The sequence below is a fragment of the Hymenobacter crusticola genome, from assembly GCF_002154225.1.
Lineage (GTDB): Bacteria > Bacteroidota > Bacteroidia > Cytophagales > Hymenobacteraceae > Hymenobacter > Hymenobacter crusticola.
This window is the reverse complement of record NZ_MTSE01000008.1, coordinates 120,768-145,889: the sequence shown is the minus strand read 5'-3', so window position 1 is coordinate 145,889 and position 25,122 is coordinate 120,768. Positions and strand designations below refer to the sequence as shown.

23 protein-coding genes are annotated in these 25,122 nt (G+C 56.4%); 11 read left to right on the top strand and 12 right to left on the bottom strand.

What is annotated here, in order from left to right:
- Nucleotides 1-395: 395 nt before the first annotated feature.
- Both BXP70_RS16370 and BXP70_RS16365 read right to left on the bottom strand, forming a co-directional pair.
- Entirely contained in the window at nucleotides 396-1,187 is a 792-nt protein-coding gene (locus BXP70_RS16370; protein ID WP_086595181.1) for an SDR family oxidoreductase, read from the bottom strand.
- Nucleotides 1,188-1,273: 86 nt separating this feature from the next.
- The gene (locus BXP70_RS16365; RefSeq protein WP_086595180.1) at nucleotides 1,274-1,852 is read right to left on the bottom strand and encodes a TetR/AcrR family transcriptional regulator; all 579 of its coding nucleotides are present in this window, start codon (nucleotides 1,850-1,852) and stop codon (nucleotides 1,274-1,276) included.
- A gap of 532 nt (nucleotides 1,853-2,384) precedes the next feature.
- On the opposite strand from BXP70_RS16365, the gene BXP70_RS29520 reads away from it, so the two are divergent.
- Nucleotides 2,385-2,759, top strand: a complete 375-nt coding sequence (locus BXP70_RS29520) for a hypothetical protein (protein ID WP_143436533.1) — start codon at nucleotides 2,385-2,387, stop codon at nucleotides 2,757-2,759.
- Between the two features lie 494 nt (nucleotides 2,760-3,253).
- On the opposite strand, the gene BXP70_RS16360 is transcribed toward BXP70_RS29520, so the two are convergent.
- Nucleotides 3,254-4,015, bottom strand: coding sequence for a sulfite exporter TauE/SafE family protein (locus tag BXP70_RS16360; RefSeq protein WP_086595179.1), 762 nt, complete (start codon nucleotides 4,013-4,015; stop codon nucleotides 3,254-3,256).
- A 183-nt stretch (nucleotides 4,016-4,198) separates the two neighbouring features.
- On the opposite strand from BXP70_RS16360, the gene BXP70_RS16355 reads away from it, so the two are divergent.
- The 7 genes from BXP70_RS16355 to BXP70_RS16325 all read left to right on the top strand — a co-directional run bounded on the left by BXP70_RS16355 (nucleotide 4,199) and on the right by BXP70_RS16325 (nucleotide 12,266).
- The gene (locus tag BXP70_RS16355) at nucleotides 4,199-5,236 is read left to right on the top strand and encodes an LLM class flavin-dependent oxidoreductase (RefSeq protein ID WP_086595262.1); all 1,038 of its coding nucleotides are present in this window, start codon (nucleotides 4,199-4,201) and stop codon (nucleotides 5,234-5,236) included.
- A 250-nt stretch (nucleotides 5,237-5,486) separates the two neighbouring features.
- Complete coding sequence (locus tag BXP70_RS16350) at nucleotides 5,487-7,991, top strand: TonB-dependent receptor (protein ID WP_086595178.1); 2,505 nt, start codon at nucleotides 5,487-5,489, stop codon at nucleotides 7,989-7,991.
- A gap of 119 nt (nucleotides 7,992-8,110) precedes the next feature.
- Entirely contained in the window at nucleotides 8,111-9,415 is a 1,305-nt protein-coding gene (locus BXP70_RS16345) for a PepSY-associated TM helix domain-containing protein (RefSeq protein WP_086595177.1), read from the top strand.
- A gap of 36 nt (nucleotides 9,416-9,451) precedes the next feature.
- Nucleotides 9,452-9,757 (top strand): DUF3861 domain-containing protein, encoded by a 306-nt coding sequence (locus BXP70_RS16340; protein ID WP_086595176.1) that lies wholly within the window; start codon nucleotides 9,452-9,454, stop codon nucleotides 9,755-9,757.
- A 103-nt stretch (nucleotides 9,758-9,860) separates the two neighbouring features.
- Nucleotides 9,861-10,928 (top strand): bile acid:sodium symporter family protein, encoded by a 1,068-nt coding sequence (locus BXP70_RS16335; RefSeq protein WP_086595175.1) that lies wholly within the window; start codon nucleotides 9,861-9,863, stop codon nucleotides 10,926-10,928.
- A gap of 88 nt (nucleotides 10,929-11,016) precedes the next feature.
- Nucleotides 11,017-11,607, top strand: a complete 591-nt coding sequence (locus BXP70_RS16330) for a DUF4202 domain-containing protein (protein WP_086595174.1) — start codon at nucleotides 11,017-11,019, stop codon at nucleotides 11,605-11,607.
- Nucleotides 11,608-11,813: 206 nt separating this feature from the next.
- On the top strand, nucleotides 11,814-12,266 hold the full coding sequence (locus tag BXP70_RS16325) for an ankyrin repeat domain-containing protein (protein WP_086595173.1): 453 nt from the start codon (nucleotides 11,814-11,816) through the stop codon (nucleotides 12,264-12,266).
- Between the two features lie 20 nt (nucleotides 12,267-12,286).
- Here the strand turns inward: BXP70_RS16325 and BXP70_RS16320 are convergent, their stop codons facing one another.
- The 3 genes from BXP70_RS16320 to BXP70_RS16310 all read right to left on the bottom strand — a co-directional run bounded on the left by BXP70_RS16320 (nucleotide 12,287) and on the right by BXP70_RS16310 (nucleotide 13,679).
- Nucleotides 12,287-12,607: a hypothetical protein gene (locus BXP70_RS16320; RefSeq protein ID WP_143436532.1), complete on the bottom strand. Its 321-nt coding sequence runs from the start codon at nucleotides 12,605-12,607 to the stop codon at nucleotides 12,287-12,289.
- 141 nt (nucleotides 12,608-12,748) lie between these two features.
- The gene (locus BXP70_RS16315) at nucleotides 12,749-13,405 is read right to left on the bottom strand and encodes a head GIN domain-containing protein (RefSeq protein WP_179197717.1); all 657 of its coding nucleotides are present in this window, start codon (nucleotides 13,403-13,405) and stop codon (nucleotides 12,749-12,751) included.
- Between the two features lie 43 nt (nucleotides 13,406-13,448).
- On the bottom strand, nucleotides 13,449-13,679 hold the full coding sequence (locus BXP70_RS16310) for a hypothetical protein (protein ID WP_245849656.1): 231 nt from the start codon (nucleotides 13,677-13,679) through the stop codon (nucleotides 13,449-13,451).
- A gap of 263 nt (nucleotides 13,680-13,942) precedes the next feature.
- Between BXP70_RS16310 and BXP70_RS16305 the strand changes: the two genes are divergently transcribed.
- Complete coding sequence (locus tag BXP70_RS16305) at nucleotides 13,943-14,932, top strand: helix-turn-helix transcriptional regulator (protein WP_086595170.1); 990 nt, start codon at nucleotides 13,943-13,945, stop codon at nucleotides 14,930-14,932.
- Nucleotides 14,933-14,989: 57 nt separating this feature from the next.
- Here BXP70_RS16305 and BXP70_RS16300 read toward each other — a convergent pair whose 3' ends face one another.
- Entirely contained in the window at nucleotides 14,990-15,709 is a 720-nt protein-coding gene (locus tag BXP70_RS16300; RefSeq protein WP_086595169.1) for a dienelactone hydrolase family protein, read from the bottom strand.
- A gap of 246 nt (nucleotides 15,710-15,955) precedes the next feature.
- Between BXP70_RS16300 and BXP70_RS16295 the strand changes: the two genes are divergently transcribed.
- Nucleotides 15,956-16,159, top strand: coding sequence for a hypothetical protein (locus BXP70_RS16295; protein WP_086595168.1), 204 nt, complete (start codon nucleotides 15,956-15,958; stop codon nucleotides 16,157-16,159).
- A 74-nt stretch (nucleotides 16,160-16,233) separates the two neighbouring features.
- Here the strand turns inward: BXP70_RS16295 and BXP70_RS16290 are convergent, their stop codons facing one another.
- The 3 genes from BXP70_RS16290 to BXP70_RS16280 all read right to left on the bottom strand — a co-directional run bounded on the left by BXP70_RS16290 (nucleotide 16,234) and on the right by BXP70_RS16280 (nucleotide 21,375).
- Nucleotides 16,234-17,016 (bottom strand): S1/P1 nuclease, encoded by a 783-nt coding sequence (locus tag BXP70_RS16290; protein ID WP_086595167.1) that lies wholly within the window; start codon nucleotides 17,014-17,016, stop codon nucleotides 16,234-16,236.
- Nucleotides 17,017-17,241: 225 nt separating this feature from the next.
- On the bottom strand, nucleotides 17,242-19,875 hold the full coding sequence (locus BXP70_RS16285) for an MGH1-like glycoside hydrolase domain-containing protein (RefSeq protein WP_086595166.1): 2,634 nt from the start codon (nucleotides 19,873-19,875) through the stop codon (nucleotides 17,242-17,244).
- Between the two features lie 639 nt (nucleotides 19,876-20,514).
- The gene (locus BXP70_RS16280; protein WP_086595165.1) at nucleotides 20,515-21,375 is read right to left on the bottom strand and encodes an SDR family oxidoreductase; all 861 of its coding nucleotides are present in this window, start codon (nucleotides 21,373-21,375) and stop codon (nucleotides 20,515-20,517) included.
- Nucleotides 21,376-21,474: 99 nt separating this feature from the next.
- Between BXP70_RS16280 and BXP70_RS16275 the strand changes: the two genes are divergently transcribed.
- Nucleotides 21,475-21,915: a winged helix-turn-helix transcriptional regulator gene (locus BXP70_RS16275; RefSeq protein WP_086595164.1), complete on the top strand. Its 441-nt coding sequence runs from the start codon at nucleotides 21,475-21,477 to the stop codon at nucleotides 21,913-21,915.
- 91 nt (nucleotides 21,916-22,006) lie between these two features.
- Here BXP70_RS16275 and BXP70_RS16270 read toward each other — a convergent pair whose 3' ends face one another.
- Entirely contained in the window at nucleotides 22,007-22,366 is a 360-nt protein-coding gene (locus tag BXP70_RS16270) for a hypothetical protein (protein WP_086595163.1), read from the bottom strand.
- 187 nt (nucleotides 22,367-22,553) lie between these two features.
- Nucleotides 22,554-25,028: a M1 family aminopeptidase gene (locus tag BXP70_RS16265; protein ID WP_086595162.1), complete on the bottom strand. Its 2,475-nt coding sequence runs from the start codon at nucleotides 25,026-25,028 to the stop codon at nucleotides 22,554-22,556.
- Nucleotides 25,029-25,122: the final 94 nt, after the last annotated feature.

Sequence of the window (25,122 nt, the reverse complement as noted above, 5' to 3'; positions counted from 1 at the left end):
AGGAAACGAGCTAGGTTGTACAAGGGCCACCGTAGTTTCGCTGAATAAGAAAGCGCATAAGCAGGAATGGTTTTACGCTGCTACAGCTTCACAAGGCGCATACAGCAAGCCAATTATGGTGACGGAAGGTGTATTTCTTGGTTGTAATAGCCTAGGTGTCTACCTGCCCCTCATCCCTGCTTGGCAACCAGGACATCATTTTTTCGGTGGTAGTAGCCAACGAGGCTTTTTTGCAGGGAAGGTATCGACTTGTTGCAGCGCCTGCCCAACCACCTCGGCGTAAGCAAAACGGCTTCGACGCTTGCTACGTCGCGCCGAAGCGCCCCGGAGGCGGACCTCGACGATCTGCCTCCGAGGCGCTTCGACGCGGCACCGTATTCTATTCTTGGGGGAGCTTACACCACCTGCAACGCGCCCCCGTCGATGGCATAGTTTGCCCCCGTTAGGTAGGCCGCAGATGGTGAAACCAGGAAGTGAACTAACGAGGCTACTTCTTCTGGTTCAGCCATTCTGCCCATCGGAATACCGCCCATCTGGGCCAGTAGCTGTTGCGTCACATCCTCCACCGTCATACCTAGCTGGGCTGCATACCCTGCAATGAAGTTTTCCATGGCGGCGGTTCGGGTCGCGCCGGGGGAAACGGTCAGCACCCGCACCTGTTTGCTGGCTAGTTGCATCGACAAGTTTTTGCTGTAGCTATTCAATGCAGCTTTCGTTGCTCCGTAGGCCATGGTTACGTTCCATAAAGGCTGGCGGGCATTAACCGAAGAAATATGGATAATCACGCCGCTTTTCTGCGCAATCATGTCCGGCACGAATAAGCGGTCTAGGCGAACGGCCGCCAGCAGATTTAACTGCAGTTCGCTTTCCCATAGCTCATCGGTCAACGTGCTGAAGCCACCGCTCGGGGTCGTCAAGCCGCCCACATTATTGATGAGAATATCAAGGCCGCCGAAGCGCGCCGCAATTTCTTCTTGAAGCTTCGCCACCTGGTCGGGTTTGGTGAGGTCCGCCGCGATGAAATAATAGCCACTGAGGTCTTCGCCTGCAGTAGTTCGGGCCGAAATAATGACTTCAGCCCCGGCCCGGGCCAACTCTTCGGCAATGGCTTTGCCAATGCCCTTGCTGCCGCCGGTTACTAAAGCTCTTTTGCCTAGAAGGTCTGTGTTAGTTATTGCGTTCTGCATGGGGGTGAATGATAAATGAAGCTGTTAGGAAAAATGAGGTGGATGATTTATTCTGAATCAAACGTTTCAGAAAAGGGCAAAAAAAATTATTTGCCTATCTGTTTAATAAAGTATTGGGCCATTTTTTTGATTCGTATAGGGTCTTTATGCAGAATATAGGACTCGTGCCAGCCCTTCCACGTACTGTTGAAATAGTCGGCCAACAACTCCGGCGACTCTTCGGTCTGTATCGCGCCCTGCGCTACGGCCTTTCTGAGCAACTCTCTCAAAAAGGCTTCCCCATACTCGCTGTCTGCTTTCAAGATAGCTCGGACGCGCTCGTCGCTTGTGGCCATTTCAAACGCAGCTTTAATCGCTAAGCAGCTGTTTTCCTCCGCGATGATTATGTCGACCGCACACTGAATGTATTCCACCAGCACCTCTAGCGCTGGCCGCTCGCTCGCTAAGCGCAGCTGCCAATCCTGCTTGCGCAGGTCCGTGTAATGTTGCACACACCGGACAAAGAGCTCTTCCTTGTCGCCAATGGTATTATAAAGGCTGCTGCTGTTAATCTGCATGGCGGTGGTCAAATCCCGAAGCGACGCGCCATGGTAGCCTTTCTCCCAAAAGACGCGCATGGCCTTTTGGATTGCTTCTGCCTCGTTGAATTCGACGTTTCTTGCCATAACCAGTTAATAGAACAAAGGTATATTAAATTATGAAACGATCAATTCAGAATTATGTTTTCTGATTCTTGTCTTCTAAGAAGCTTTCAGGAAATGAAAATCTTAGCACGCGAAGCGCCCCCTCTGCCGTTGACAAAGGCCTCCACTTTGAGGGAAACAGTATTTCTCTTCTTGAATTAGCCCCTTGCTGTTTTGCTAGGTTGCTGGTGCAAAATGCTAGGGGGCCTTTCCCGCAAAAGGGGGATTCTGGGCCTAGCAGCAGCTTGACGCAGCGTGGCACTAGGTTGGCGATCAGTACTGTTTTCGCTGTCGCTTACTTTTTCAAAAATGGATGTTTTAACTGTCGTGCTGCTGACTGCTGGGGTGCTGATCCTGACTAGACTGGTGAGAGGTTATGGAGCCTGGATGTGCCCCAGCGCGCAAACCAGACGACTCGTTCTGTTGCTATTTGCACGAAGTTTCTACCATGTAGTCCGTGTTGGCCTGCCTCAGGCACCTCCGAGTATCCTTCGTCCAGTCAACCAGATGCGTCATGCCGGCTAAACTGACCACCAAAGGCTGGATTGCGCGCGCTCGGGCTGTGCATGGCTCGCGCTATGATTATTCGCTGGTGGTGTATCGCGCAGCGGCCACTGTGGTCGTCATTGGCTGCGGGGTACATGGGCGATTTGCGCAGGCGGCGAACCACCACCTGCTAGGACAAGGCTGCCCGGCCTGCGCAGTCGTTGCGCAGGCGCAACACGACCGGCAAAAGAATGCATCAGTGCCGCGCCGTGCCGGCGCGGGCACCGCCCACCCTCCCAGAATAGGGTCTCCCAGCCATCGAAACGGAACGAGCCTGTACTCGGATCACCGCCTAGGCAAACCAGAAAAGGTGCTCGCTAGGCCACACCGAATGGAAACCTAGGTTGTAAAAGCACTTGAAGTGCTCTAGGCTACAATAAGTTGACTTTCTCACCTGCTAGTCCCTCTGCTAAGGGTATCACTGCCTTTTATGGCAGAGTTTGTACCAACGCTCACGAGCGTGCGACCCGCCGACTGGGCTATTTTTTGCCCTTGATCAAATCTAGCCTTCCGCGCCTCACGTCAGACCAGCACGCTGAGGATCTGGACCTAGAAACAGCCAACTTGCTGGGCAACACCTTCAGTGTGTACCTGAGTGGATCATCGAATAATGGATGACGCTTACGCAGTCGACAAGAGCCAACTATCCAAGTACTCAGCTCTTGTTGCTTCAGAAGAGGTTCCTGGTTCGCGGCTTGGCAGCAAGGACTTCGCTCGCAGCCGACAGATTGTTGGGACAATATCCAGTTGCTTGTTCAGAAAGGAGTGGGTTACTTTCTACTAATTCTTTTCTCTAAGTGGCGTAACCAGCGTACTTCCTGAAGCTATCATTCTGAGTTACTTGAACGTGTCGTAGGCTAGGCGAATGATGATTCCGCAGACCACTACCAGGAATAAGATTCGCACGAAGCCGACCCCCTGCTTCAGCGCCACCCGGGTGCCGAGCACCGAACCTGTAACGTTGCAGGCAGCCATAGGCAGGGCAATGTGCCAGATGATGTGCCCCGTGTAAGCAAAATACGCTAGGCTAGTGAGGTTCGTGGCCACGTTTACCACCTTCGACGAGGCCGATGCACTCAGGAAGTCATAACCAAACAGGCCCACGAAGGCAAACAGCAGAAAGCTGCCCGTGCCCGGCCCAAAAAAGCCGTCGTAAAACCCGATAACCAGGCCAATACCGATGCCAAACAGCACCTCGCGGCGGTCGTCGAGGCGCGGGGCGTGGATGGCGCCGAAGTCTTTGCGCCAGAAAGTGTAGATGGCAATAACCACCAGCAGCCCAAGCACTAGCGGCCGCAGCAGCTCTGAAGGCAACAACGACACCACGCGTGCCCCCACGAACGACATGCTACCTGCTACCACCGCCGCCACGCCCACCGAGCGCCACCGAATGGGCACTTTGCCGGCGAAACGCTGCAAGGCCATGGCCGTGCCTGAGATGGAGGAAACTTTGCCCGTGCCAAGCACGGTGGCTACGGGTACGGAAGGCAACAGCAACAGCATAGCTGGCGTCTGAATCAGCCCACCACCACCCACAATGGAGTCGATGAAGCCGGCTAAAAAGGCAAAGCAGCAGAGCAGAACGAGCGTGAGGGTCATAATGCCCGCGAAGGTAACCTAGCTTGCGACTTAAACACGCACCCTGGCGCTGCATAAACGATACGCCACAACGATGCTTGGCACAAATATTTCACGCAGTAAGCTACCCTCCTTCTTGCTGCGCAGCCGACTATTGAACCCTTGTTCCGGTTGCTTGTTTAACCAGATATAACTTTCATGGCTATGGACGCAACAAAGCAAATCCGCCTTAGCGTGCTCGATCAGTCGCCTGTTCCGCAGGGCACTACCGCACGGCAGGCTATCCAACAGACAATTGAATTAGCGCAGCTTGCCGACCAATTGGGATACACCCGGTATTGGGTATCGGAGCACCACAATGCGGGGTCGTTGGCGGGCACCACGCCCGAGGTGCTGCTCGCGCGCCTAGGTGCCGAAACGGAGCACCTACGTCTAGGCTCGGGCGGCGTGATGCTGCCGCACTACAGCGCCCTGAAGGTGGCCGAGAACTTCCGAATGCTTGAAACCCTCTACCCCAACCGCATCGACCTAGGTATTGGCCGGGCCCCTGGTGCCGACCGACTCACGGCTTCTATCCTGAACCCGGCCAATAAGTTTGATGAAAATGACTTCATCGACCAGCTTCAGGACCTCGACCGCTACCTCACCGACGAGCAGGGCGACGGACCATTCGTGCAGGCCGCACCCGTTACGGATACGGTACCAGAGCGTTGGCTGCTCAGCTCCAGTGGGCAAAGCGGGCTGTTTGCTGCGTACCTAGGTTGGGCGTTTTCGTTTGCGCACTTCATCAACCCCAACGGCGGTCCGCAGATGATGCGCCTGTATAAGGAAAAATTCCGTCCTTCCCCGTTGTTGCGCGCACCCCAAGCCAACGTTGCCATTTTTGTGCTGTGTGCCGATACGGCGGAGAAGGCCCAGCAGCTCGAAGACACGATGGTACTGCAAATGATGCGCCTGGAACGGGGCGAGCGGGTAGGCTTTCCGCCTTACGAGGAAATCAAAGATTACCGCTACTCTGCCGAAGAGCTGGCCCGGGCCGCCCACCAACGCCAGCGCATGGTAAGCGGCACCCCCGAACAGGTACACGCCAAGCTGACCAAGCTAGCTGCTGACTACGGCGTTGATGAACTCGTAGCCGTCACGATTACGCATGATTTTGCTGACCGGCTTCGCTCCTACGAACTGCTCGCGCAGGTGTTTGAGCTAACGCCCAAAGCGGCCCAGGTGGCCGTAGCGGTGTAGGCAACAAGTCATTCTGTTTTGTTTCAAAGCAGGGAAGAGCGTCTGGTGTAACCACCGAGACGCTCTTTTTTTAATCTTACATTAAACACCAATTTGTTTATAAACCATTACCATACAATTACTTACTGGATTCATTCCGGGCACAGCTACGGCTTATTTAGAAATAATCTTAAAAATTACGGGCAGCTATTTTGAGCGAATCTAAATAGCGTGTTCATTTGTACTGTTTTTAAACAGTCTAAATAAACATATGCCCTCTTCTACCCCTATCCTGCCTTTCCTTTGCTTACTAGGTTTGCCCCTGACCATTCAGGCTCAGCATGAGCTAGCGATGGTTACACCGCCTGCAAGTAGCGTCCACTACGCAGACGTACCGGACAAGAACAAGGGAATCATTGCGGGGAAGGTGACGACGAGTGATGGCCAGCCCGCCGAGCAAGTTGGCATCCTGATAAAGGGTTCTTCATTCGGCACCAACACGGGGGTAGATGGTCGCTTTCGGTTGGCGGTGCCGGCCGGGAGCCACGTGCTGGTCGTGAGCTACCTCGGGGTTGCCCCCCAGGAGTTCAACGTAACCGTAACGGCGGGCGAAACCACTACGCTGCCCACCGTGCAGCTCGCCCAAAGCGCCCAGCAGCTTTCGGAAGTAACCGTGACCGAGACGCGTACCATCAACCAGCGGCCGACGGGCGTGGGCAAAATGCCCATCCGCCCCTTCGACTTGCCGCAGAGCGTGGTCACCGTAAACCAGGAAACACTTGAGCAACAGCAAGTACTGCGTCTCAGCGACGCCATTGTGAACGTGAGCGGCATCTACGTAACCAGCGCCACTGGCGGCACGCAGGAAGAGCTAGGTAGCCGTGGTTTTGCCTACAACAGCAACAATACCTTTAAAAATGGAGTGCGCTTTAATAACGGCGTGATGCCCGAAGCTAGCTCCCTCGAAAGCATGGAAGTGCTAAAAGGCAGCGCGGCCATTCTGTACGGCAACGTGGGTCCTGGCGGCGTGCTGAACCTCGTGACCAAGAAACCTAGGTTTGAGCGAGGCGGCTCGGTGAGCCTTCGCGCCGGCAGCTTTGGCCTGGTGAAGCCGATCTTTGATGTGTACGGTGCCGTAGGCCAGAGCGACAAAGTAGCATTTCGCCTCAACGGCACTTACGAGCGCGCCGACAGCTACCGCGACGGAGTGAAGTCAAACCGCGTGTACGTGAATCCTTCGCTGCTTTTCAAGCTCACGCCTAAGACTAGCTTGGTGTTAGAGGGCGACTACCTACGCGACCATCGCACGCCTGACTTCGGCATTGGGGCTATCAACTACGAGATTCAAGAGTCGCGCAGCCGGTTCCTGAACACGTCGGATGCGAAGAACGCTACCACGCAAACCAGCGCGACGGCTACCCTCACCACGCACCTCACCGACGCTTGGCAGCTGCGCACCGTGGCCGGCTTTCAACGCTATGACAACCAGCTCCGCAGTGCTTCCCGCCCCATCGGCATTGTAGCGAAGCCCGGCCAATACTACGGCGACTGGCAGCGCAGCTTGCAGCGCACCCAAACCGCCGAGAACTATTACTTAGCCGAAGTTGACCTGAGCGGCACCTTCCGCACTGGTTTCCTAGGTCATACGTTGCTCATCGGGGCCGATGCCGACCAATACAACACCAATACCCTGGCCTATACAAGTGCCGTTTACGATTCCATCAACGTCTTCAACCGCAACACGGAGCTGCGGCAGCCCCGCACCCGCGTGGGCGGCTACGATGAACTGTTGCGCAACACGCTTACCAAGGGCAACACCCGCCGCGCGGGTTTCTACGTGCAAGATCTGCTGAGCCTCAGCGACAAACTAAAGGCCCTGGTGGGCGTGCGCTGGAGCTACCAGGAAACGCCCAGCGACGTGTACACCTACAAGCAAGGTAGCGCCACCACCGTGGTTGAAAACCGCCGCTACGACAACGCCTTCTCGCCCCGCTTCGGCTTGGTGTACCAGCCGGTGAAAAATACGTCGCTGTTTGCCTCGTACTCCAACTCCTTCTCGCCCAATTCTGGCATCGATGCGACGGGGCAGAACCTAGCTCCTTCTATCATCGACCAGTACGAAGTAGGCATCAAGAACGACCTGTTCCACGGCTTGCTCTCGGCCAACGTAACGGCGTATAAGATCGTGAACAGCAACCAGTCGCAGACGATTCTGCCGGGCGCCCCAAACTACAACGTTAATATCCCGACGGCTCAGGAGCTAGCGGGCCAAGTGACTAGCAAAGGCGTGGAACTGGACGTGCAAAGCAAGCCGTACCTAGGGTGGACGTTTATTGCGGGCTATAGCTACAACAACACGGCTTACACCAAGAGCAACCTCTACGAAAACGGCAGCCGCCTGCGCTACAACCCCGCGCACACCGCCAACCTGAGCTTGTTCTACAACTTCAGCAACTCCTTCGGCGACAATACCTTCTTCAAAGGCCTGACCGCCGGCGTGACGGGGTACTACGTGGGTGATAAAATAGCGGGCCGCAACCCGCGCACCTTCGTGAATGGCAAGCCAATTGCGGCGTCGGCGGATGCGTTCAAGCTCATTTCCATTCCCGACTATATGCTGTTCGATGCTTCGCTAGGTTACAACTACAACCGCTTCACGGTGCGCCTCAAGCTAGCCAACATCCTCGACGAACTGAGCTATAACTTGCACGACGACAACAGCGTGAACCCCATCGCGCCACGTAACTTCCAAGCTACTGTATCTTACAAACTGTAAGCTTTCCCGCAAGCATTTCCTCACACGCTATACCCACCGGGCACTTCGTTGTCCGGTGGGTTAATTGCAAAAGCCCTGGCCTGTTCCCTTCAGTTATTTAGCTACTCAGCCCCTCTCCTATGAAAGTCTTTTTTCGCCGCATTCACCTGTACCTAGGCTTGGTTTCGGGGCTGTTTCTGGTGATGGTGTGCCTTACGGGTGCCCTCATGGTATTCGAGAAAGAGATAGAGCAAGCCTTGCACCCTGAGCGCTACTTTGTAGAGGCCGCTACAACGCCCCGCCTGACGCTAGCGCAGATTTCAGATGCGGTGCGCGCCTACAAGCCCAAGGCTAAAATCAGCGGGATGAAGGTGTACGCCGACCCCACGCGCACGATGGAAGTGAGCCTAGCGGGCGCGCCAGGCGGCCCAGGCGGCGCTGGCCAAGACGAGCGCCGCCGGGAAGGGCCAGGGCAGGCCACGAGTCAGCAACGGGGTGAAAACCGGGGTGAAGGCGCCCGTGGCCAGCAGGGCGAACAGCGCGGAGAGGGCCGCCCAGGTCAAGGTGGCCCCGGCGGACCGGGTGGCAAAGGCGGCCGCGGCGGCGACAACGGCCCGCGGGTGTTTGTAAACCCCTATACCGGCGCTGTGCTTGGCGAGATAAACCCACGGGAGTCGTTCTTTCATACCATCGAGCAGATTCACCGGGGGCTAGTGGCCGGGCGTGTGGGCAAAACGGTGATGGGTATCAACTCCATCTTTTTCCTGTTTATCCTAGGTACGGGGCTGATTCTGTGGTGGCCTACTGCGCGCCGTATGTTCAGCCAACGCCTGACGATCAAATGGGGCAGCAGCTGGAAGCGCCTGAACCATGACTTCCACATTGTGCTCGGGTTTTACACTTCCCTGTTCTTGTTCATCATGGCCATTACGGGCGTCGGCATGTCGTTCGATTGGGTTACCAAGACCATCAACACACTCACCCATTCGCCTCAGCAGCGGCCAGAGCCGCCTACGTCGGGAGCCGCGGGCACGGGCGCTACCATAGCCGCCGACGCCGTGCTAGCTTTTGCCCGCCAGCAAGCGCCTGATGCAGAAAGCTTCTCCGTCCAGCTACCCAAGGAGCCCACCGGCAGCATCCGCGTGGCCATGCTCCGCCCCGGCGCTCCCACCGAAAACGCCACCGATGAGGTGTACCTCGACCAATATTCGGGGAAGATTCTGCGCCAGCAGGCTTACGCGGAGCGCCCGGCCGGCCAGAAGATCCGCGGGCTATTTAAACCCGTGCACACCGGCGCTATTTTCGGCTTGCCTACCAAGATCCTAGCTTTTGTCATTGTGCTTCTCGGCGCCACCTTCCCCATCACGGGTACCATCTTGTGGTGGAACCGCACCAACAAGAGCAAGAAAAAACAACAGAAGCCGCTGGCCGTTGCGTTGTCATAGCAACTCCTCGCTGCTCTTTTTTCAACATCATTTCTAATGGCTAAACGACACCACGAGTACCGGCTCACCCTAGAGCACCTAGCAGACGCTAACGCGGAGAACACGCCCCACGAGTCGTTCACCTACACCTTCACGAACCATGATAACTTGTTCGAGATTCTGGAGAAGGTGCAGCAAAACTCGGGACTCGACGCCCAGAATGCGGCTTCGCTAGCCTTGGGCGTGAAGCTGCTCAGCAACGCCCAGCTTGCCTACCGCGACAACCCCTTATTCGTTGATTTTCACGGTGCTTTCCGCGACTTAATCATGAAGCTCAAAGCCTTAAATCAGCATCCGCAGTAGTATCAACCTAGGTTTTATCTTGAACACCCCGCGCCGCATTGGGTTAACCTAGTGCGGCGCGGGGTTTTTCAACCGCTTGATAATTGGCGCCGTACGATAGTGCATGCCTACTTCTAACACCCCTACCCCCCCTACCAAATCTAGTCCTACCAATCCCTTTTCGGCGCTGCTTGCCCGTGTTGGGCTCGATCCGTTTCTGCTGGCGCTAGCCGGCGCGGTGGGACTAGCCTACCTAGCCCCCAGCATCGGCAGCGACGAGAGCCCCATTCCGTGGCACCAAATCACCACGTTCGGCGTCGGGCTGATTTTCTTTTTCTATGGCCTCCGCCTGAGTCTAGACAAGCTGCGGGCGGGCATGCGCAACTGGCGCCTGCACGTGCTGGTGCAGCTTACCACGTTTGTGCTATTTCCGCTGCTGGCGCTAGCAGCCCGGCCCTTTTTCGCGCACGAAGAAAACGCTACGCTGTGGAGCAGTATCTTCTTTCTAACGACGCTGCCTTCCACGGTTTCCACTTCGGTGGTGATGGTGTCCATTGCCGGCGGCAACATTCCGGCGGCCATCTTCAACGCTAGTATTTCCAGCCTCATTGGTATTGTGGCCACACCGCTACTCACAAGCCTGGTGCTCAACACCGATACCGGCGGCGTCAACCTAGGTGGCTTAATCACCGACTTGCTGTTGCAGGTGGTGCTGCCCGTGGTGGCGGGTGTGCTGCTCAACGCCCGCTTCGGCGCGTTTGCCGCCCGGCACAGCAACGCCCTGCGCCTCTCCGACCAGTTTGTGATTCTGCTCATTGTGTATACGGCCTTTTGCGAATCCTTCGCGCGCCACGTGTTCGAGGGCTACAGCGCCCTCGGTATTGCGGCGTTGAGCCTAGGTATGGCGGGCCTGTTTTTCCTGGTATATGGCCTCGTTACGCTGGTTTGCCGGTTGCTCGGCTTTAGCCACGAAGACCGAATTACGGCCGTGTTTTGTGGCTCCAAAAAGTCGTTGGTGCACGGTACCGTGATGGCCAACCTACTCTTTCCGAGCACGGCCGCCACGGGCGCGCTGTTGTTGCCCCTCATGCTCTACCACGCCATTCAGATCCTGATTGCCAGCATCATCGCCCGCGCGCAGGGCCGGAAGGTCGAGCAAGCCGCGGCGCAACCAGTCGCGTTGCCTTCCTAGGCAGCGTAGTCACCTAGCTTCGTTTCGGCACGGCGCGGACTGCAAAGTCCGCGCTACTTGTTTAAATTGCCCCAAACGGTTGTGCCTTATGATTGCTGACAAAGCCCGGTTTGAGGAAGCTATTCGTCGCTTCGACGAAGCCAATAGCGAAGATCCTAACGTAGAAATTGCCGACGGCAAGCCCTACCCCAAAGAGGTGTTGTACGCTCAGCGCATGAGTGCCTGCCTAGGTCGGGTGGCGCCCGATGCCCCGGAAGCCTTGCAACTGGCCGCCCGCTGTCAGCACATTCGGCGCTGGAGCATTCCCCGCAACGCCTTTACGATGGACACGGCAGGCTACCATAAGTGGCGCAACAGTCTCAAGCGTCTGCACGCCGAGCTAGCCGGCCAAATCTTAGAAGCCGCTGGCTACGAACCCGAAACGATTGACCGCGTGCAGCAACTCCTCCAAAAGCAACAGCTGAAAACGGACCCCGAGATGCAGCTGCTAGAAGACGTTATCTGCTTGGTCTTTCTGGAGTATTACTTTCTCGATTTTGCCAGTCAGTACCCCGAAGAAAAGGTAATCGATATTGTACAAAAGACGTGGCGCAAGATGACGCCCCGCGGGCATCAGCTAGCCCTGGAATTGGATTTACCTCCTTCAGCGCAAGCGCTTGTCGCCAAGGCATTGGCTTAGAAGAACCTAGAGTAAAAAGATTAAGTACAGCTCCTATAACGTTAGCTACAGGCTAACGCAGCACGCTTATTGCAAGGGGCAAGCCTTTTTTCGGCTTCTACTGCTCGCTATATGGCTGCTTTGCCGGTAGTGTATGAGGTAGAATCCATTTTCTGGTTTTTGTTTTTACTTTTGCCGAAAATTTGGCTTATTCCTATACACTAAAAATGAAAAAAAGTATACTACTTGTTGCTACGCTTTTGTGTTTTACACTCGTTACGAAAGGCCAATCTCAAAATAAAGAGCTTTTCGCGGCCATTATGAAAAACAATGCCGCCGCCGCCGAGCCATTGTTAGTGGCGGGCGCTAATCCCAACACCACCATCGAGATTGTACCGGGCGTGCCGACCACCTACCTCATCACCGCCGCGGGTAGTGGCAACCTAGATATGGTCAAGCTCCTGCTGAAGCACAAAGCGCAAGTAAATCAGGCGGATGCCTTCAAAGCTACCGCGCTCATGACGGCGGCGAGCAAAGGCCATAAGGCCGTGGTAGAGTTTCTGCTAGCCAGCGGCGCCGATGCCAAAGTCAAAGACGACGATGGCAAAGATGCCTTGGCCTTAGCCAAAGAAGCTGGCAAGCCAGACGTAACGGCCTTGTTAGAACAAAAGATGAAGTAAGGCAAGCAGCGTTGCCAAGGCTATCCACCAACCCGACCGGCGAGAATCTCGCCGGTCTTTGTTTGTAGCGCCACAAAGTTTGGTCCGGCACCTAGCAGGCTTTTACTGATTTCCAGCATATTTAGCCCCCGTGGCACCTCCCCGACAAATACTACTTGCATCACTGGCTGCGGATTGTAGTGGTACAGTCTAGCTTCCAGCGTGCACGCTTCCGCCACGCTAAAGCTGATTTCTACTTCGCGTAGCACGCGCGCTTTTAAGTCGGACAATAGCGGCGCGGCCACTTTTTGGATATGATAGCGCAATTGTTCTACCACGAGCGGCGCGACCAAATCCACCACTTCCACCGTGGGGTTACAACGCCGAAACTCCGCCGTCAGGGCTTGGCGCTCCGGTTGCTCAAGCCCGCCTCCTAGCCCGATCAGGTCAAAGTCGTGGGCGTTTACCCACTAGCAAGATTCGTTTGGCAGTCATAAGGTTAGCTAGGCTACGTGGCAGATTTCACCGGCCCCGTACTGGTGCACGTCGGCGAGCCGGGCGGAGCCACCGTAATGAATGTAGCCCTGCCCTAGGTGGGTAAGGGCAATGGTCTGCTCGGCGTACAAGTCGATGTTGCCCTCCGACATATTGCGCAGGCGCAGGTGCTGAGCGCGCAAGTCGCGGCCGTCGAAGTTGCCTTCGCTGGCTAGCTTAATGACTACCTCATCTGCTTGGCCGGCGACGCTCAGGTTGCCCTGGCTGGCCGCCGTGAGCGCCAGCTTGGGAGCAACGATATGGAGCGCCGTATCGCCCTGCGCGTACACTTTGATCGTCAGCGACTCGGCCGCCACTAACGGCGTTGCGCACACCACAGCGCCTTGGGAGGCAATATAGAGCTCATCGAGCTGGCGCAAGTACACTTGCACGCGCAGGCGAGTGAAGGCCGGCGCCCGCAGCTTGTTTTCACTGGTCACGTAGAGCGTGCGGCCGGAGTTGACCACCTGCACGTAGTCGAGCAGGTTATCATCGGCTTCTACAACTACTTTTTCCTCAAGGCCTTGGTAAAGCTCCACCGTGCCACGCACGCTGAGGTGGAGGCGGGTAAAGGAACTCACTACGTGTTGCTGGCTGGCAATCGTGCCGCTTCCTTGCGTTTTCATAAGCTGACGAAGTTGTTTGAAGGAGACCATAAGACAAAGCGGGTCACTCGGGCAGCGGCTCGCACAAGTAACCACTGGCCTGCAGTACATGGATGATGGTGGCAGAGTCGATGGGGCAGCCGGGGGTTTGCACGCGCAGTACCCGGTCGCAATCGGTGAGGTCGAAGGTGATGCCCCAGGCAGGATAGCGCGCCAGTAGTTGCCGCAGGAGCCCGGCCGCCACCCGGCGGCACGTTACGTTGGTCCGAAAGACTTCTATTTCTTGCATAGCCATGGGCTCCGCTTGCTACCTTGCTCGGAGCCTGTGCAAAATTGCGTTGGGTGGCTAGCTAATGCGTTACACCAGCGGGAATCTCAGTTACAAGCGCCGGACTATCTTAACGCTTGCTTGCACCTCGGTAAAGGCTCCGTTTGGCGTAAACACAACTCCTTTATTCATAACTTATTCGCGGCAGGAGTTTGCACCTTTGCCTGCGCAGGCAACGACTTTTGGCTTGTGCCTACTCCTGGTTAGCTAGCTTCACTTCTTGACTTAGTATGCCGCTCGAAGTTCGACATCGTACCGACCACAGCCTCGTTCATCAGAACGACTACGTAACGGCGGACTTTGACTCGTCGGAGCTAGTGGAAGCGTCCCAGACGCTAGATTTGCCCGTGGGCCGCGGCTACATGGCGCATTGGTACTTCGATGGCATCCGGATGGGCTATTCGCATTGGCACTACCATCAGCCCTTCGAAACGACTTGGCGTACCGACCTCGATGTGGTACACCTGCACTTCAATTTGCGCGGCCGGGTGGTTATTGAAAATAAGCTGTCGGGGCGGGTGCACACCCTGGCGAGCTACCAGCACTACCTCGCCTACCACCCCGGCTTCGAAGCCACTATGCGCTACGAGGAGCTGGAATCGGAAACGTTCATCCTACAATTTAGCAAAGAGGCTTTCCTGGCGCTGGCCCAGGAAGCTTCTGCGCCCCTACGTCAACTTGCCAATGACGTACGGCGCGGCCGACCGGCGGTGCTCCGGGAAGAGAGCCTGCACCTAGGTCTGGCTTTGCACACGGCTATCCGGGAGGTACTTACGTGTCGTTTTCAGGGTCGCCTCAAGAAGCTGTTTTTGTATTCCAAAGCCATCGAAATCCTGGTTTTGCAGGCGGATGCCTTTGCGCAAGCCAGTACACCCCGTCGCTTTGCCCGCACCGAATACGACCAGGAGCGGCTGCTGTTTGCTCGCGACTACCTCGTTCAGCATCTGCAGCTCCCACCCACGCTCCCTGAGCTCGCTCGCTTGGCTGGCCTCAATGAGTTCAAGCTGAAGAAAGGATTTAAGGGGCAGTTTGGCCAAACGGTGTTTGGCTACTTAGCCGATTTTCGACTCACGGAGGCCAAGGCGCAGCTACTCGACGGCCACAAAACCGCCAGTGAGCTTGCCTTTGAGCTAGGGTACTCGTCGCTGCAACACTTTAGCGCGGCGTTCAAAAAGAAATTTGGTGTATCGCCGCGGGAGTTGCGCGAGCACAGGACATAAAAAAAGCACCGGACGTGTCGATCCGGCGCTTTTTGTCTTGCAAGCTGATGTTAAGCCTTAAAACTCGGGGGAGCGTAACTTTTCGTTGAAAAAGCTCATGGTGAAGGCCCATGCTTCCTGAGCGGCTTCCCGATTGTAGCTAGGGCGCTCATCGCAGTGGAAACCGTGGTCGGCGTAGGAGATGACGGTGTTGATGTACGGTTTGCCGGCCGCATCCAGCGCTTGCACCACTTCGGCCACGTTCGCGGGCAAGATGTGCTGGTCTTGCCCAGCCCAGAAAAACAAGTGCGGCGCATGCAACGCCGACGCCCGATCTTTGAGCAGGTGCGTGCCACCGCCATAATATGAAACAGCCGCCGCGAGCGGCAACACCGCATTGGCCAGGAACGACACACGCCCACCGAGGCAAAAACCAATGCTGCCTATGCGGTCATTCACCACGCCGGGTTCGTTTTGCAGCCAGTCGTGCGCGGCTTGCAAGTCGGCCGTGAGGTCTTGGGGATTGATGGCCTGGTAGTGCGGCGCGGCGCTGGCAAAGTCGGAGTACGAGATTTCGGTGCCGGGCGCGGCCGTGCGGTGAAACAGCTCGGGCGCAACTACCACGTAGCCTTCTTCGGCAAGCCGGTCGGCCACGCTGCGGATGTGGTGGTTTACGCCAAAGGCCTCCTGAAGTAAGATGACGCCGGGAAAAGGGCCGGCCGTTAAGGGGCGCGCCGTGTAGGCTTGCATTTCGGTGCCGTCACTGACTTGCAGCGACACGGCATTGGGATAACTCATGGGTAGGCTAGAGGGGTTGGTTGATGTTGTCTTTGAACTCCGCAACCTAGCTCAGTGCTGCTAGGCAGTGGCTTGTTTTGCGCGTTTGCTAGCTTAAACTCAAATTCTGGCTCTCGGTTTCGAGTCACGGCCTAGCTTTCCTCGCCTCCGCCCCGCGTAGCCGAGGTACAAGCTCGGCCGTTTGGCTGGTCGCAGCAACTCCAATGCGCCATTGCCGTTAGGGGGTTGTACGCATCGCCTACGACAATGAAACCAAGCGAGATCATCCCGCGGCAGACCCGGGTTATTTACGTTCTGATGGTGGTAGTAGCCGTGTTGGCGCTCTTCTGGGCTACCAGGGAGAACACCATCCACAGCGAAACCGATGAGCAACGCGCGCAGCAACACCATATAGCTCGCCGCGACACCGCCGGTAAATCAGTTATTACGGTGCAAAACCGAAAAAAATAATCACATAGAAAAGCCGCCACTCTTCTGAAGAGCAGCGGCTTATAGGGACGTGCAGTTAAGGTCTAGCCTAGGTCTTAACCGTAAATGCTATTGAGCACGCCCGCCAGCCGGATACCGGCCTGGGTGATACGCTCCTGCACGGTAGGCAGGTGGGCGGGCGTATAACGGAAGTCGAAGTCGGTGCCCTTCGCGGCCTCGGCGTAGAGTTGCTGGCTGATTTGGTACGACTCAAACATCCATTGCACGGGGTCGGCGGCTTGCCACTGCTTCTGCTGGCTGCCGCGCACGTGGTCGTAGGCCTGGGCCATTTCGCTGTACGTGTAGCCTTGGTATTCTACCAACCCACTGTCCCAGAGGCTGTGCAGGTTGGTTTCTTTGCCCTGGTATTTCGCCTGAATCTTGTTGCCGCCCTGGTCCTCGGCCCGGCTCACGTGCATGGGCTGGTGCACATCACCAACGAGGTGAATGACGAATTTGAGGGCTACTACCTTCTCGTCTTTGCTCTTTGCTGGGTCTTTTAAGATTTGGATGTTCTGCTGCAACGCTTGGTAGGCGTTTGGCACCGTTAGGGCTTTGAGTTGGGTGGAAAACTGCTCGTAGCCTAGGCCGTCGGGGAGGTTGGCGAAGTGCCAGGGCGCGGTTTCCTTGTACTCAGAAGAGTAGCGGGCCTCATCGGCCCAGGTGCTTACCAGCGGAATGGTTTCGGTGCCAAGCAGCTGGGCTATTTGCCGCTTGGTGCTCTTTTTCAGATGGTTTTGGGCAATCTTGGCCACCGTGCGGTGCCCCATTACGCCCCACGCCCGAAGGCTAAAGGGCAACAGCGCTAGTAAAAACAGCGCGCAATACTTTTTGAGCATGAAGGTGTGCGTAGTGAGTTTTTGGTACTGAGTAGCGAATACCCAGTGGCAGGACTCGTTCTATAGGAAAGTGCAGGTGCAAAGAAAAAGTAAAGCACAAGAACAACCTAGCTGCCCAAAGGCTGCATCTAGTCACAAATTTATGGCACAACCTAGGGGCAGCACAGCCAGGCTGCTCTTTTCAACACTGTTGCTTACTTCTAGACAGTAGGTACGCAGTCTTGCCTACTGGTCCTTTCCATTGGGCTGCAACAGCTTGGCAATGAGTCCCGTCCAACCCGTCTGATGAATAGCACCTAGGCCGCAGCCACTCTCGCCGTGAAAGTATTCGTGAAACCACAAATAATCGCGGAAGTGTGGGTCGTGCTGGAGCAAGGGGTTGTCGCCCATGGCTGGCCGCTTACCTTCGGCGTTGCGCAAAAACAGGCGCGTGAGTCGCTGAGAAAGGGCCCCGGCTACCTCCTTGAGCGAATGCATCTCGCCCGAACCTGTGGGGTACTCCACCTGAAAGGAATCGTCGTAGTAGAAGTAAAACCGCTGCAACGACTCGATGAGCAAGTAGTTGATCGGAAACCAAATCGGGCCGCGCCAGTTGGAGTTGCCGCCAAACAAGCTTGACTCTGACTCGCCAGGCACGTACTTCACCGTGAAGTCGGCTTCCAGCGTGCGGTACACGTACGGGTGATCTAGGTGATGGCGCGAGAGGGCTCGAATGCCGTAGTCGGCCAGGAACTCGCCTTCGTCGAGCATGCGCTGCAGCAGCTTTTTCATGCGGTGGCTCCGCAGCAACGACAGCAGGTGCCGCTCGCCCTTACCCGGCTCCTGCCACCGCGAAACCAGCTCGGCTAGGTGGGGGCGGTTTTCCAGGAACCACTTCAGCCGGCGCGTAAAGTCGGGCATGCTTTCCAAGAGCTCTTCATCGAGTACTTCCACAGCAAACAGCGGAATCAACCCTACGATGGAGCGCACCTTCAACTTTACACGCTGATCATCAGGGGTATGCAGCACATCATAGAAGAACTCGTCTTCCTCATCCCAGAGGTTGAAGGCTTCATCGCCGACCTTGGTCATGGCCTCGGCGATGTAGAGAAAGTGCTCAAAGAACTTGCTGGCAATGTCCTGGTAAACGGGGCTGGTTTTGGCTAGCTCCAGGGCCATGCGCATCAAATTCAGGGCGTACATAGCCATCCAGGAGGTACCATCGGCCTGCTCGATGTAGCCGCCTGTGGGTAGCGGCGCCGAGCGGTCGAATACGCCAATATTGTCCAGCCCCAGGAAGCCACCCTCGAAGATGTTGTGGTCGTGGCGGTCCTTGCGGTTCACCCACCACGTAAAGTTGAGGGTGAGACGGTGAAATACGGACTCCAGAAAGGCCGTGTCGCCCTCGCCTCCATTTTGCTTCTGGTCCATCTGATATACGCGCCACGTAGCCCAGGCGTGCACCGGCGGGTTCACGTCGCCGAGGGCCCACTCGTAGGCCGGCAGCTGGCCGTTGGGGTGCATGTACCAGTCGCGGGTGAGCAGGCGCAGTTGGCTCTTGGCAAACTGCGAGTCGATCATGGCCAGCGAGATGCAGTGAAAAGCTAAGTCCCAAGCCGCGTACCACGGGTATTCCCACTTATCCGGCATCGAGATGATGTCGGCGTTGTAGAGGTGACGCCAGGTGCTGTTGCGCCCCTTCAGGCGCTCCACTGGGGGCGTTAGCACGGCCGGGTCGCCGTCGAGCCACTGCGTTACGTCGTAGTAGTAGAACTGCTTGCTCCACATCATCCCCGCAAATGCCTGTCGCTGAACGTTGCGCGCATCGGGGTCTTTTATCTCCTGCTGAATGCAGTGATAAAACTCATCGGCCTCGTGCTGCCGCAGTGCAAACAGGTTTTCAAAGTCCTCGAACGGGCTTTCCTGCCGCTCCTTGCTCAGGCGCAAACGCACGGTGTACGCCTCGTCAGGACCTAGGGTCAGCGGATAATGCGCGGCTACCTTCGTACCCTTTTGGGCCGGGTTAAGGGCTGCCGTATCACCGTCGATCAGGTAATCGTTGACGCCGTCTTTGAAGTAGTGGCCGTCCGGATCTAGCCCGTAGAGCTTTGCCCCATTCGTGCTGTTGTCGCAGAAGAGCAGGTCGGGCGCTTGGTCGCAGTAGAGCTTGTAGCGACCTAGCTCCCGCTCGTCGATCTGCACTACGCCGGGCGCGGACGTACTCAGTTGCGGCTTATAATCATCGTGTCCCCAGGCCCACGTGTTGCGAAACCAGAGCTGCGGCAGCACGTGCAGGCTAGCTTCCTCGGAGCCACGGTTATGGGCTGTTATCTTGATGAGAATATCTTCGGGGCCGGCTTTAGCATACTCAATGAAGACGTCGAAGTACCGCCCATCATTGAAGATACCGGTATCCATCAGCTCAAACTCCGGATGTTGACGCGTGCGGCGCATGTTTTCGTCGCGCACTTCCACGTACGGAAACTCCCGCTGCGGGTACTTGTACAGCATCTTCATGTAGGAGTGCGTAGGCGTGCTGTCAAGGTAATAGTAGCACTCCTTCACGTCCTCGCCGTGGTTGCCTTGGTTATTGGTCAGGCCAAACAGGCGCTCCTTCAGGACGCGGTCCTGCCCGTTCCACAACGCCACCGAAAAGCACAGCAGTTGCCGATGGTCGCTGATGCCACCAATGCCCTCCTCGCCCCAACGGTAGGCGTAGCTGCGGGCCATTTCGTGGGTCACGTAGTTCCAGGCGTCGCCGTTGGCGCTGTAGTCTTCGCGTACGGTGCCCCACTGCCGCTCAGAGAGGTAAGGGCCAAAGCGCTGCCAATCGATTTCTTTGGTCTTGGTTTCCGCTAAGCGTATTTGTTCTTGTGTCATGCAACGTAGGTGGGGCGCGCGGCGTGGCTGCTACCTTCAGCAGCTGGCTTTTCGAATAGGGAGGCCGTAAAATACGGAAATTAGCCAGGCTCCTGCCGGCATTCTGTACCGCCGATTTTGCGAGCTATTCAGGTTGAAAGCAAGCTCAGCAGTAGTTTTCAGGCCGTTTTTGGTTTGCCAATACGGCTGTGTGAAGGTAGGGTTAATTATTTCTATTGAGCGCTTGCTGCTTCCGCCAAGCGGCGCCTGTCTTCCCAAAAAGCTCCTCAACCCGTAGGAGACCTTCGTAAAACGAAGGCGTCCAGTATTGCTATTCCAAGAAGTTGCGCAGTCATTGGACCGAATTTCAGCAGGCTATACCAACAGAAGCTACCCTGCAAAAACGACTGAGCCCCAGCGGAGCGACACCTCTCGTTGAACGATGGGTCGCCCTGCTGGGGCTCGGGTGTATTGGTGTGCTGGTTGCTACCAACATGCCGCCCTGCTGGGGCTAGGCGTAGTGGCTGTGCAACCTAAATTAGTACTATTGGGCGCTTCTGATGCATGCTAGTCATTTCGGGCGACGCAAGTAAGCAAGCGTGATAGTTTGCTACTACCAACTCAGCTTTAGGGTGCTGCTCGGAATGACTAGCTGGCTGCTTACTTGCCGTATGCGCTGGTGAGGAACGGCTTCAAATCGGTTGGCTTATGACCGAGTAGCTTTTCGAGCGTGGGGCTAGGCTCGTTGAACTCGTTTTGCTTCATGGCTTCGGTCATGCCCACCATCATCGACACAATGGGCTCGGGCACGTGGTGCTGGCGCATACTGGCGGCCATGTCGTCGCCCGAAATCGGTACGTACTCAATGGTTTTGCCCGTTACTTCACTCAGCGCCGTGGCAATATCCTGAATGGAATACGCGGTACCTAGGCTGATGTCGTAGGTTTGGTTTTCGTGACCACTGGAGGTCAGCACGTTAGCTAGCGCTTCGGCAATGTCGTTGCGTAGGGCGTAGCTCGTTTTGCCATCGCCAGCGGCCGAATAGATTTTGCCGCTCGGCACTGCCTCCTGCCCAATGATCATCGGCACAAAGTCCAGGTAGAGGGCATTGCGGAACAGCGTGTAGGTGAGGCCCGAAGCCACTAGGTATTCTTCCGTATCGACGTGGCTGGGCGAGGCCGGGAAGTGCGATTCACGTGAGGGTTTCACCACGCTGGTGTAGATAACATGCTTCACACCAGCCTGCTTAGCGGCGTCAATCACGTTCTTATGTTGCTGGGCGCGGTTGGCGAGGTCGTCGCCGGAAATGAGCAGCACCGTATCCACACCCTGGAAGGCAGCTTCTAAGGAAGCTAGGTCGCTGTAGTCGCCTTGCCGCACCTGCACGCCTTGCTGGCTAAGGTCAGCGGCTTTTTGCGGGTCGCGAACAAGAGCTACAATCTGATCGGCAGCAGTTTTGGGCAGTAAGGCGTTGATGGTAGCACGGCCAAGGTGGCCGGTGGCGCCGGTAATAGCTAGCATATGTTTGGAGAGTAAAAGTTCAATGGTTACTTTTAGTAACTCAAAGGTACTGGGCTAGTCAGCCTGGTACAAGAAGGCATCTTTCGCTTCCTAAGGCACATGTACGTAACTATTGCTGATAATCAGGTAGATAAAATTGCGGCTGCCGCGCAAAAAATCCTCGCCGTTCCGGAAAATGGCCCCGGCCTATGCCCCATACGCGACATCCTCGACCGCTTCGGCGACAAGTGGTCGTTGTTTTCCATCCTGCACCTAGGTAGCGCGGGTAGTCTGCGCTTCAACGAGTTGCGCAAGCGCATCGACGGTATTTCGCAGCGCATGCTCACTGTGACGCTCCGCACCCTGGAAGCCGACGGCCTTGTGACGCGCACCGTATACGCCGAGGTGCCGCCCCGCGTAGAGTATCGCCTCACCGAGCTAGGTCAGGGTTTGCTGGGAGCTGTTATCGAGTTTGGCAACTGGGCCAGCCAGCACGCGCCCGCTATTGCACAAGCTCGTAAAGCCTTCGCAGCCAGAGAAAAGGAGGAAGTGGAAAGCTAGGTACAAGCATCCGCACGGCGCAGCCAAAACAACAGAGCCCAGGACCGCAGTCCTGGGCTCTGTTGTTTTGGTAATTAGCAAAGCTAAAAGGCTACGGAGTCACACTTCCTGGCTCTGGCTGCTGACGCCGCTTCTGTTCTTGCACGTAAAAAGCTAGCTCCTGTTGGTAAGGAACCACACTCCAACTGGGCTGTAGCTTCTTGATGTTAGCGATAAGAGCTTGGGCCAACGAAGGATCATGGCAGACATTCTTCTCCTCAGGGCGAGCATACGCCTCTTGCGCAGCCGTCAGGAATCCTTCCAACGTCTTGATGTCTTCGGCTGCTCTGCCGCGAATTTGATCTTCTGGGGTGCGCTTCTGCGGAATAGATTTGTTACCCGCCCGGAAGTGCGTCACGGTTGCGTCTGGCTTGTTTGAGCTAGCCTTCGGGTTGTGCTTACGCGTGGCCATACTAACGCCGGCACTGGCTAAGTGCGTGAACCCTCCAACCGACAACTGGGCTGATGCGCAAAAAGGCAGTAAGCCTGCTGCTACTAAGAATAGAACTTTTCTCACGAGCTATTTTTGAAGAATAAAATGGTGAGCATCGTCCCCGTCAAAATAGCAGCCAAACTATATAGCACGCGGTTCTATTTTTCTACTTCGCTGCTTGTATTGCGCTTATTGCCTGATCAACAACTTGCTGCGCAGCCGCGTCGTTGCTTTTGCCCGCTTTCAACGATTCCAGCAGCGGCAGCAGCCGCTTATCCACTCCGAACTGCTTGTATTTCACACCTAGGTCTTTAATACGGCTCACGCCTTGGGCAAAGGCTGCCGGCTCTTGCACCCGGGCTAGTAAGCTGCTGAAGCCCGGCATCATGCCGAATCGGTCGTTTGCATCGCCGGCGTCAAACCGAGCTAGCACCCAAGGCCACTTTGCTGGGTCGCCGCTTTGGCCGTATACTGCCACGAGGGCCTGGGTTAGCTCCCCTTTGTTATCGGCTTCCAAGGTGTTGGCCTGCGCTTGCGCTTGCTTTAAGTTTACCGAAGCTAGCCCCTGCAATGCAGCACCTTGCACGGCGTAGGATTGGCTGCGCAGGGCGTCGGCGAACAGCTTTTCGTAGCGTTTGCTTTTGAATTCGGCTAATGCCTTAAGTGCTTCCGCCCGCACCTTCAACGAAGAATCGGCGGCAGCTAGCTTTTGTAAGGCCGGCGCGGCGGCTTTGCGGGTGGCTTTGTTCTTCAGGTCTAGGTTTTCGATGGCGGCCACGCGGATGTTGTAGAACTTATCGCTGAGGCCGGCTACCGCGGTTTGGCGAGCTAGCTTGTCGGTTTGCTTTTCCTTGCCCGCTTTCAGCGCTTCGAGGCGGTCGAGGTAGCGCGGCGCGTGGGCGTACTGGTAGGCGTATTCGGTGAGGCTCTTATTATCGGTTTTTTGCCACACTAGCACTTTTTCGGCGTCGACGTTCACTAGATCGGGCTTCGAAGCGGCCGGGAGCTGGAGCGTCGTTACGGCGTCGCGCACCCATACGGCGTGGCGCTCGGGCTTGCCATTCACGTATACATCTACCTTCAACGGCAAGACAAAGGGCTGACCCGCTTGCGTTTGCTTGATGGTTACTTCTTGCATCTTGCGCGCCGCATCCCAACGATAGTCGATAGTAACGATGGGGTGGCCGGCGCGGTAGTACCATTGGTTGAAGAACCAGTTTAGATCCTGACCCGACGCTTCTTCCAGCGCCAAGCGCACTTGCTGAGCCTCGCCGTTGCCAAAGGCGTTTTGCTTGAGGTACAGGTTCAAGCCTTTAAAGAATACGTCGTCACCTAGGTACACGCGCAGCATGTTCAGGATGTTGCCGCCCTTCTGGTAGGTCACCGCGTCGAACATGTCCTCTTTGTCGGCGTACTGAAACCGCACGAGTGGCTTGGTGAAATTGGCCGGGTTGCCGTAGTAGCGCGAGATGCTGCGGTAGCCCTGAGCCTCGGCAGCGTCGGTACCAAAGGCGTGTTCGGCCCACACGGTTTCGCAGAAATTCGCGAAGGACTCATTCACCGTCAAGTTGCTCCAGCTTTCGCAGGTCACGTAGTCGCCGAACCAGTGGTGGAACAGCTCGTGGGCAATTTCGCGCTCCACGCCCGCGTATTCCCAATCGAGCAGCTCGCGGGCTGTACCCTGGGCTTGTTCTCCGAACAACGACGCGGTGGTGTTTTCCATGGCCCCGCTCACGTAGTCGCGCACCACAATCTGAGCGTACTTATTCCAGGGAAACTCCACCCCTAGCTTGTTCGAAAAGAACTCCAGCATCTGCGGCGTGCGCCCGAATATCCGCTGCGCTTGCGCAGCATACTGCGGCTCCATATAGTAGCTCACTTCCTTCCCGCGCCACTGCTCCTTCGCAATTTTGAAGTCCCCAATGGCCATCATCACCAGGTAGGGTGCGTAGGGCTGGTCCATCTTCCAGGTGTCGGTGCGCAGCCCTGCCCCGGCCGGCGTCTGCGACGTGAGTTGGCCGTTGCTCAGCGTGACGTACTTGCTGGGCACCGTCATACTCAGCTCCGTGGTGGTTTTCTGGTTGGGCTTGTCGATGGTCGGGAACCACGCCGAGTTCGACTCCGATTCGCCTTGCGTCCAGATCTGCACGGGCTTGCCCTTCACGGTGCTATCGGGATTGATGAAGTACAAGCCTCGCGCGTCGCTAATGGCGGCACTGCCTTTCACCTCCAGCTCATCGGGCTTGGCGGTGTACTCCAGGTAAACGGTGTAGCTCTCCCCTGCCTTCATCGTCCGACCTAGGTGGATGAGCAATTGCTGCTGATCGTAGTCGTACTTGAGCGGTTGCTGCTTGCTGTTCTGCACTAAGGCCACCGTTTTGATGTCCATGCCCTTGGCATCGAGCCGGAGCGAATCAGTAGCGTAGCCGTGCGGCTTTAGCGTCACCCACTCCTTGCCGTAGAGGTAGCGCTTGGCATAGTCAAAGCGCACATCCAGCTTGGTGTGTACCAAGTCGTTAACTTTGGCGGGCGTGGCGCGGTAGCTGGTCGCAAAGGTGTTAGCAGTTGCAGCGCTTGGCTGTTGCGCCGATGCCGAAGCACTGATGTTGGCAGCAAAGGCGAGCAGGTAGATTTTCTTCATGGAATTGGGAGAGCTGATCTGGAACAGCAAGGTAGTATAACCTATCAGATGCAGCGATTTAAGTACGGGTTGTCTTCAACGAACAGCAATTTCA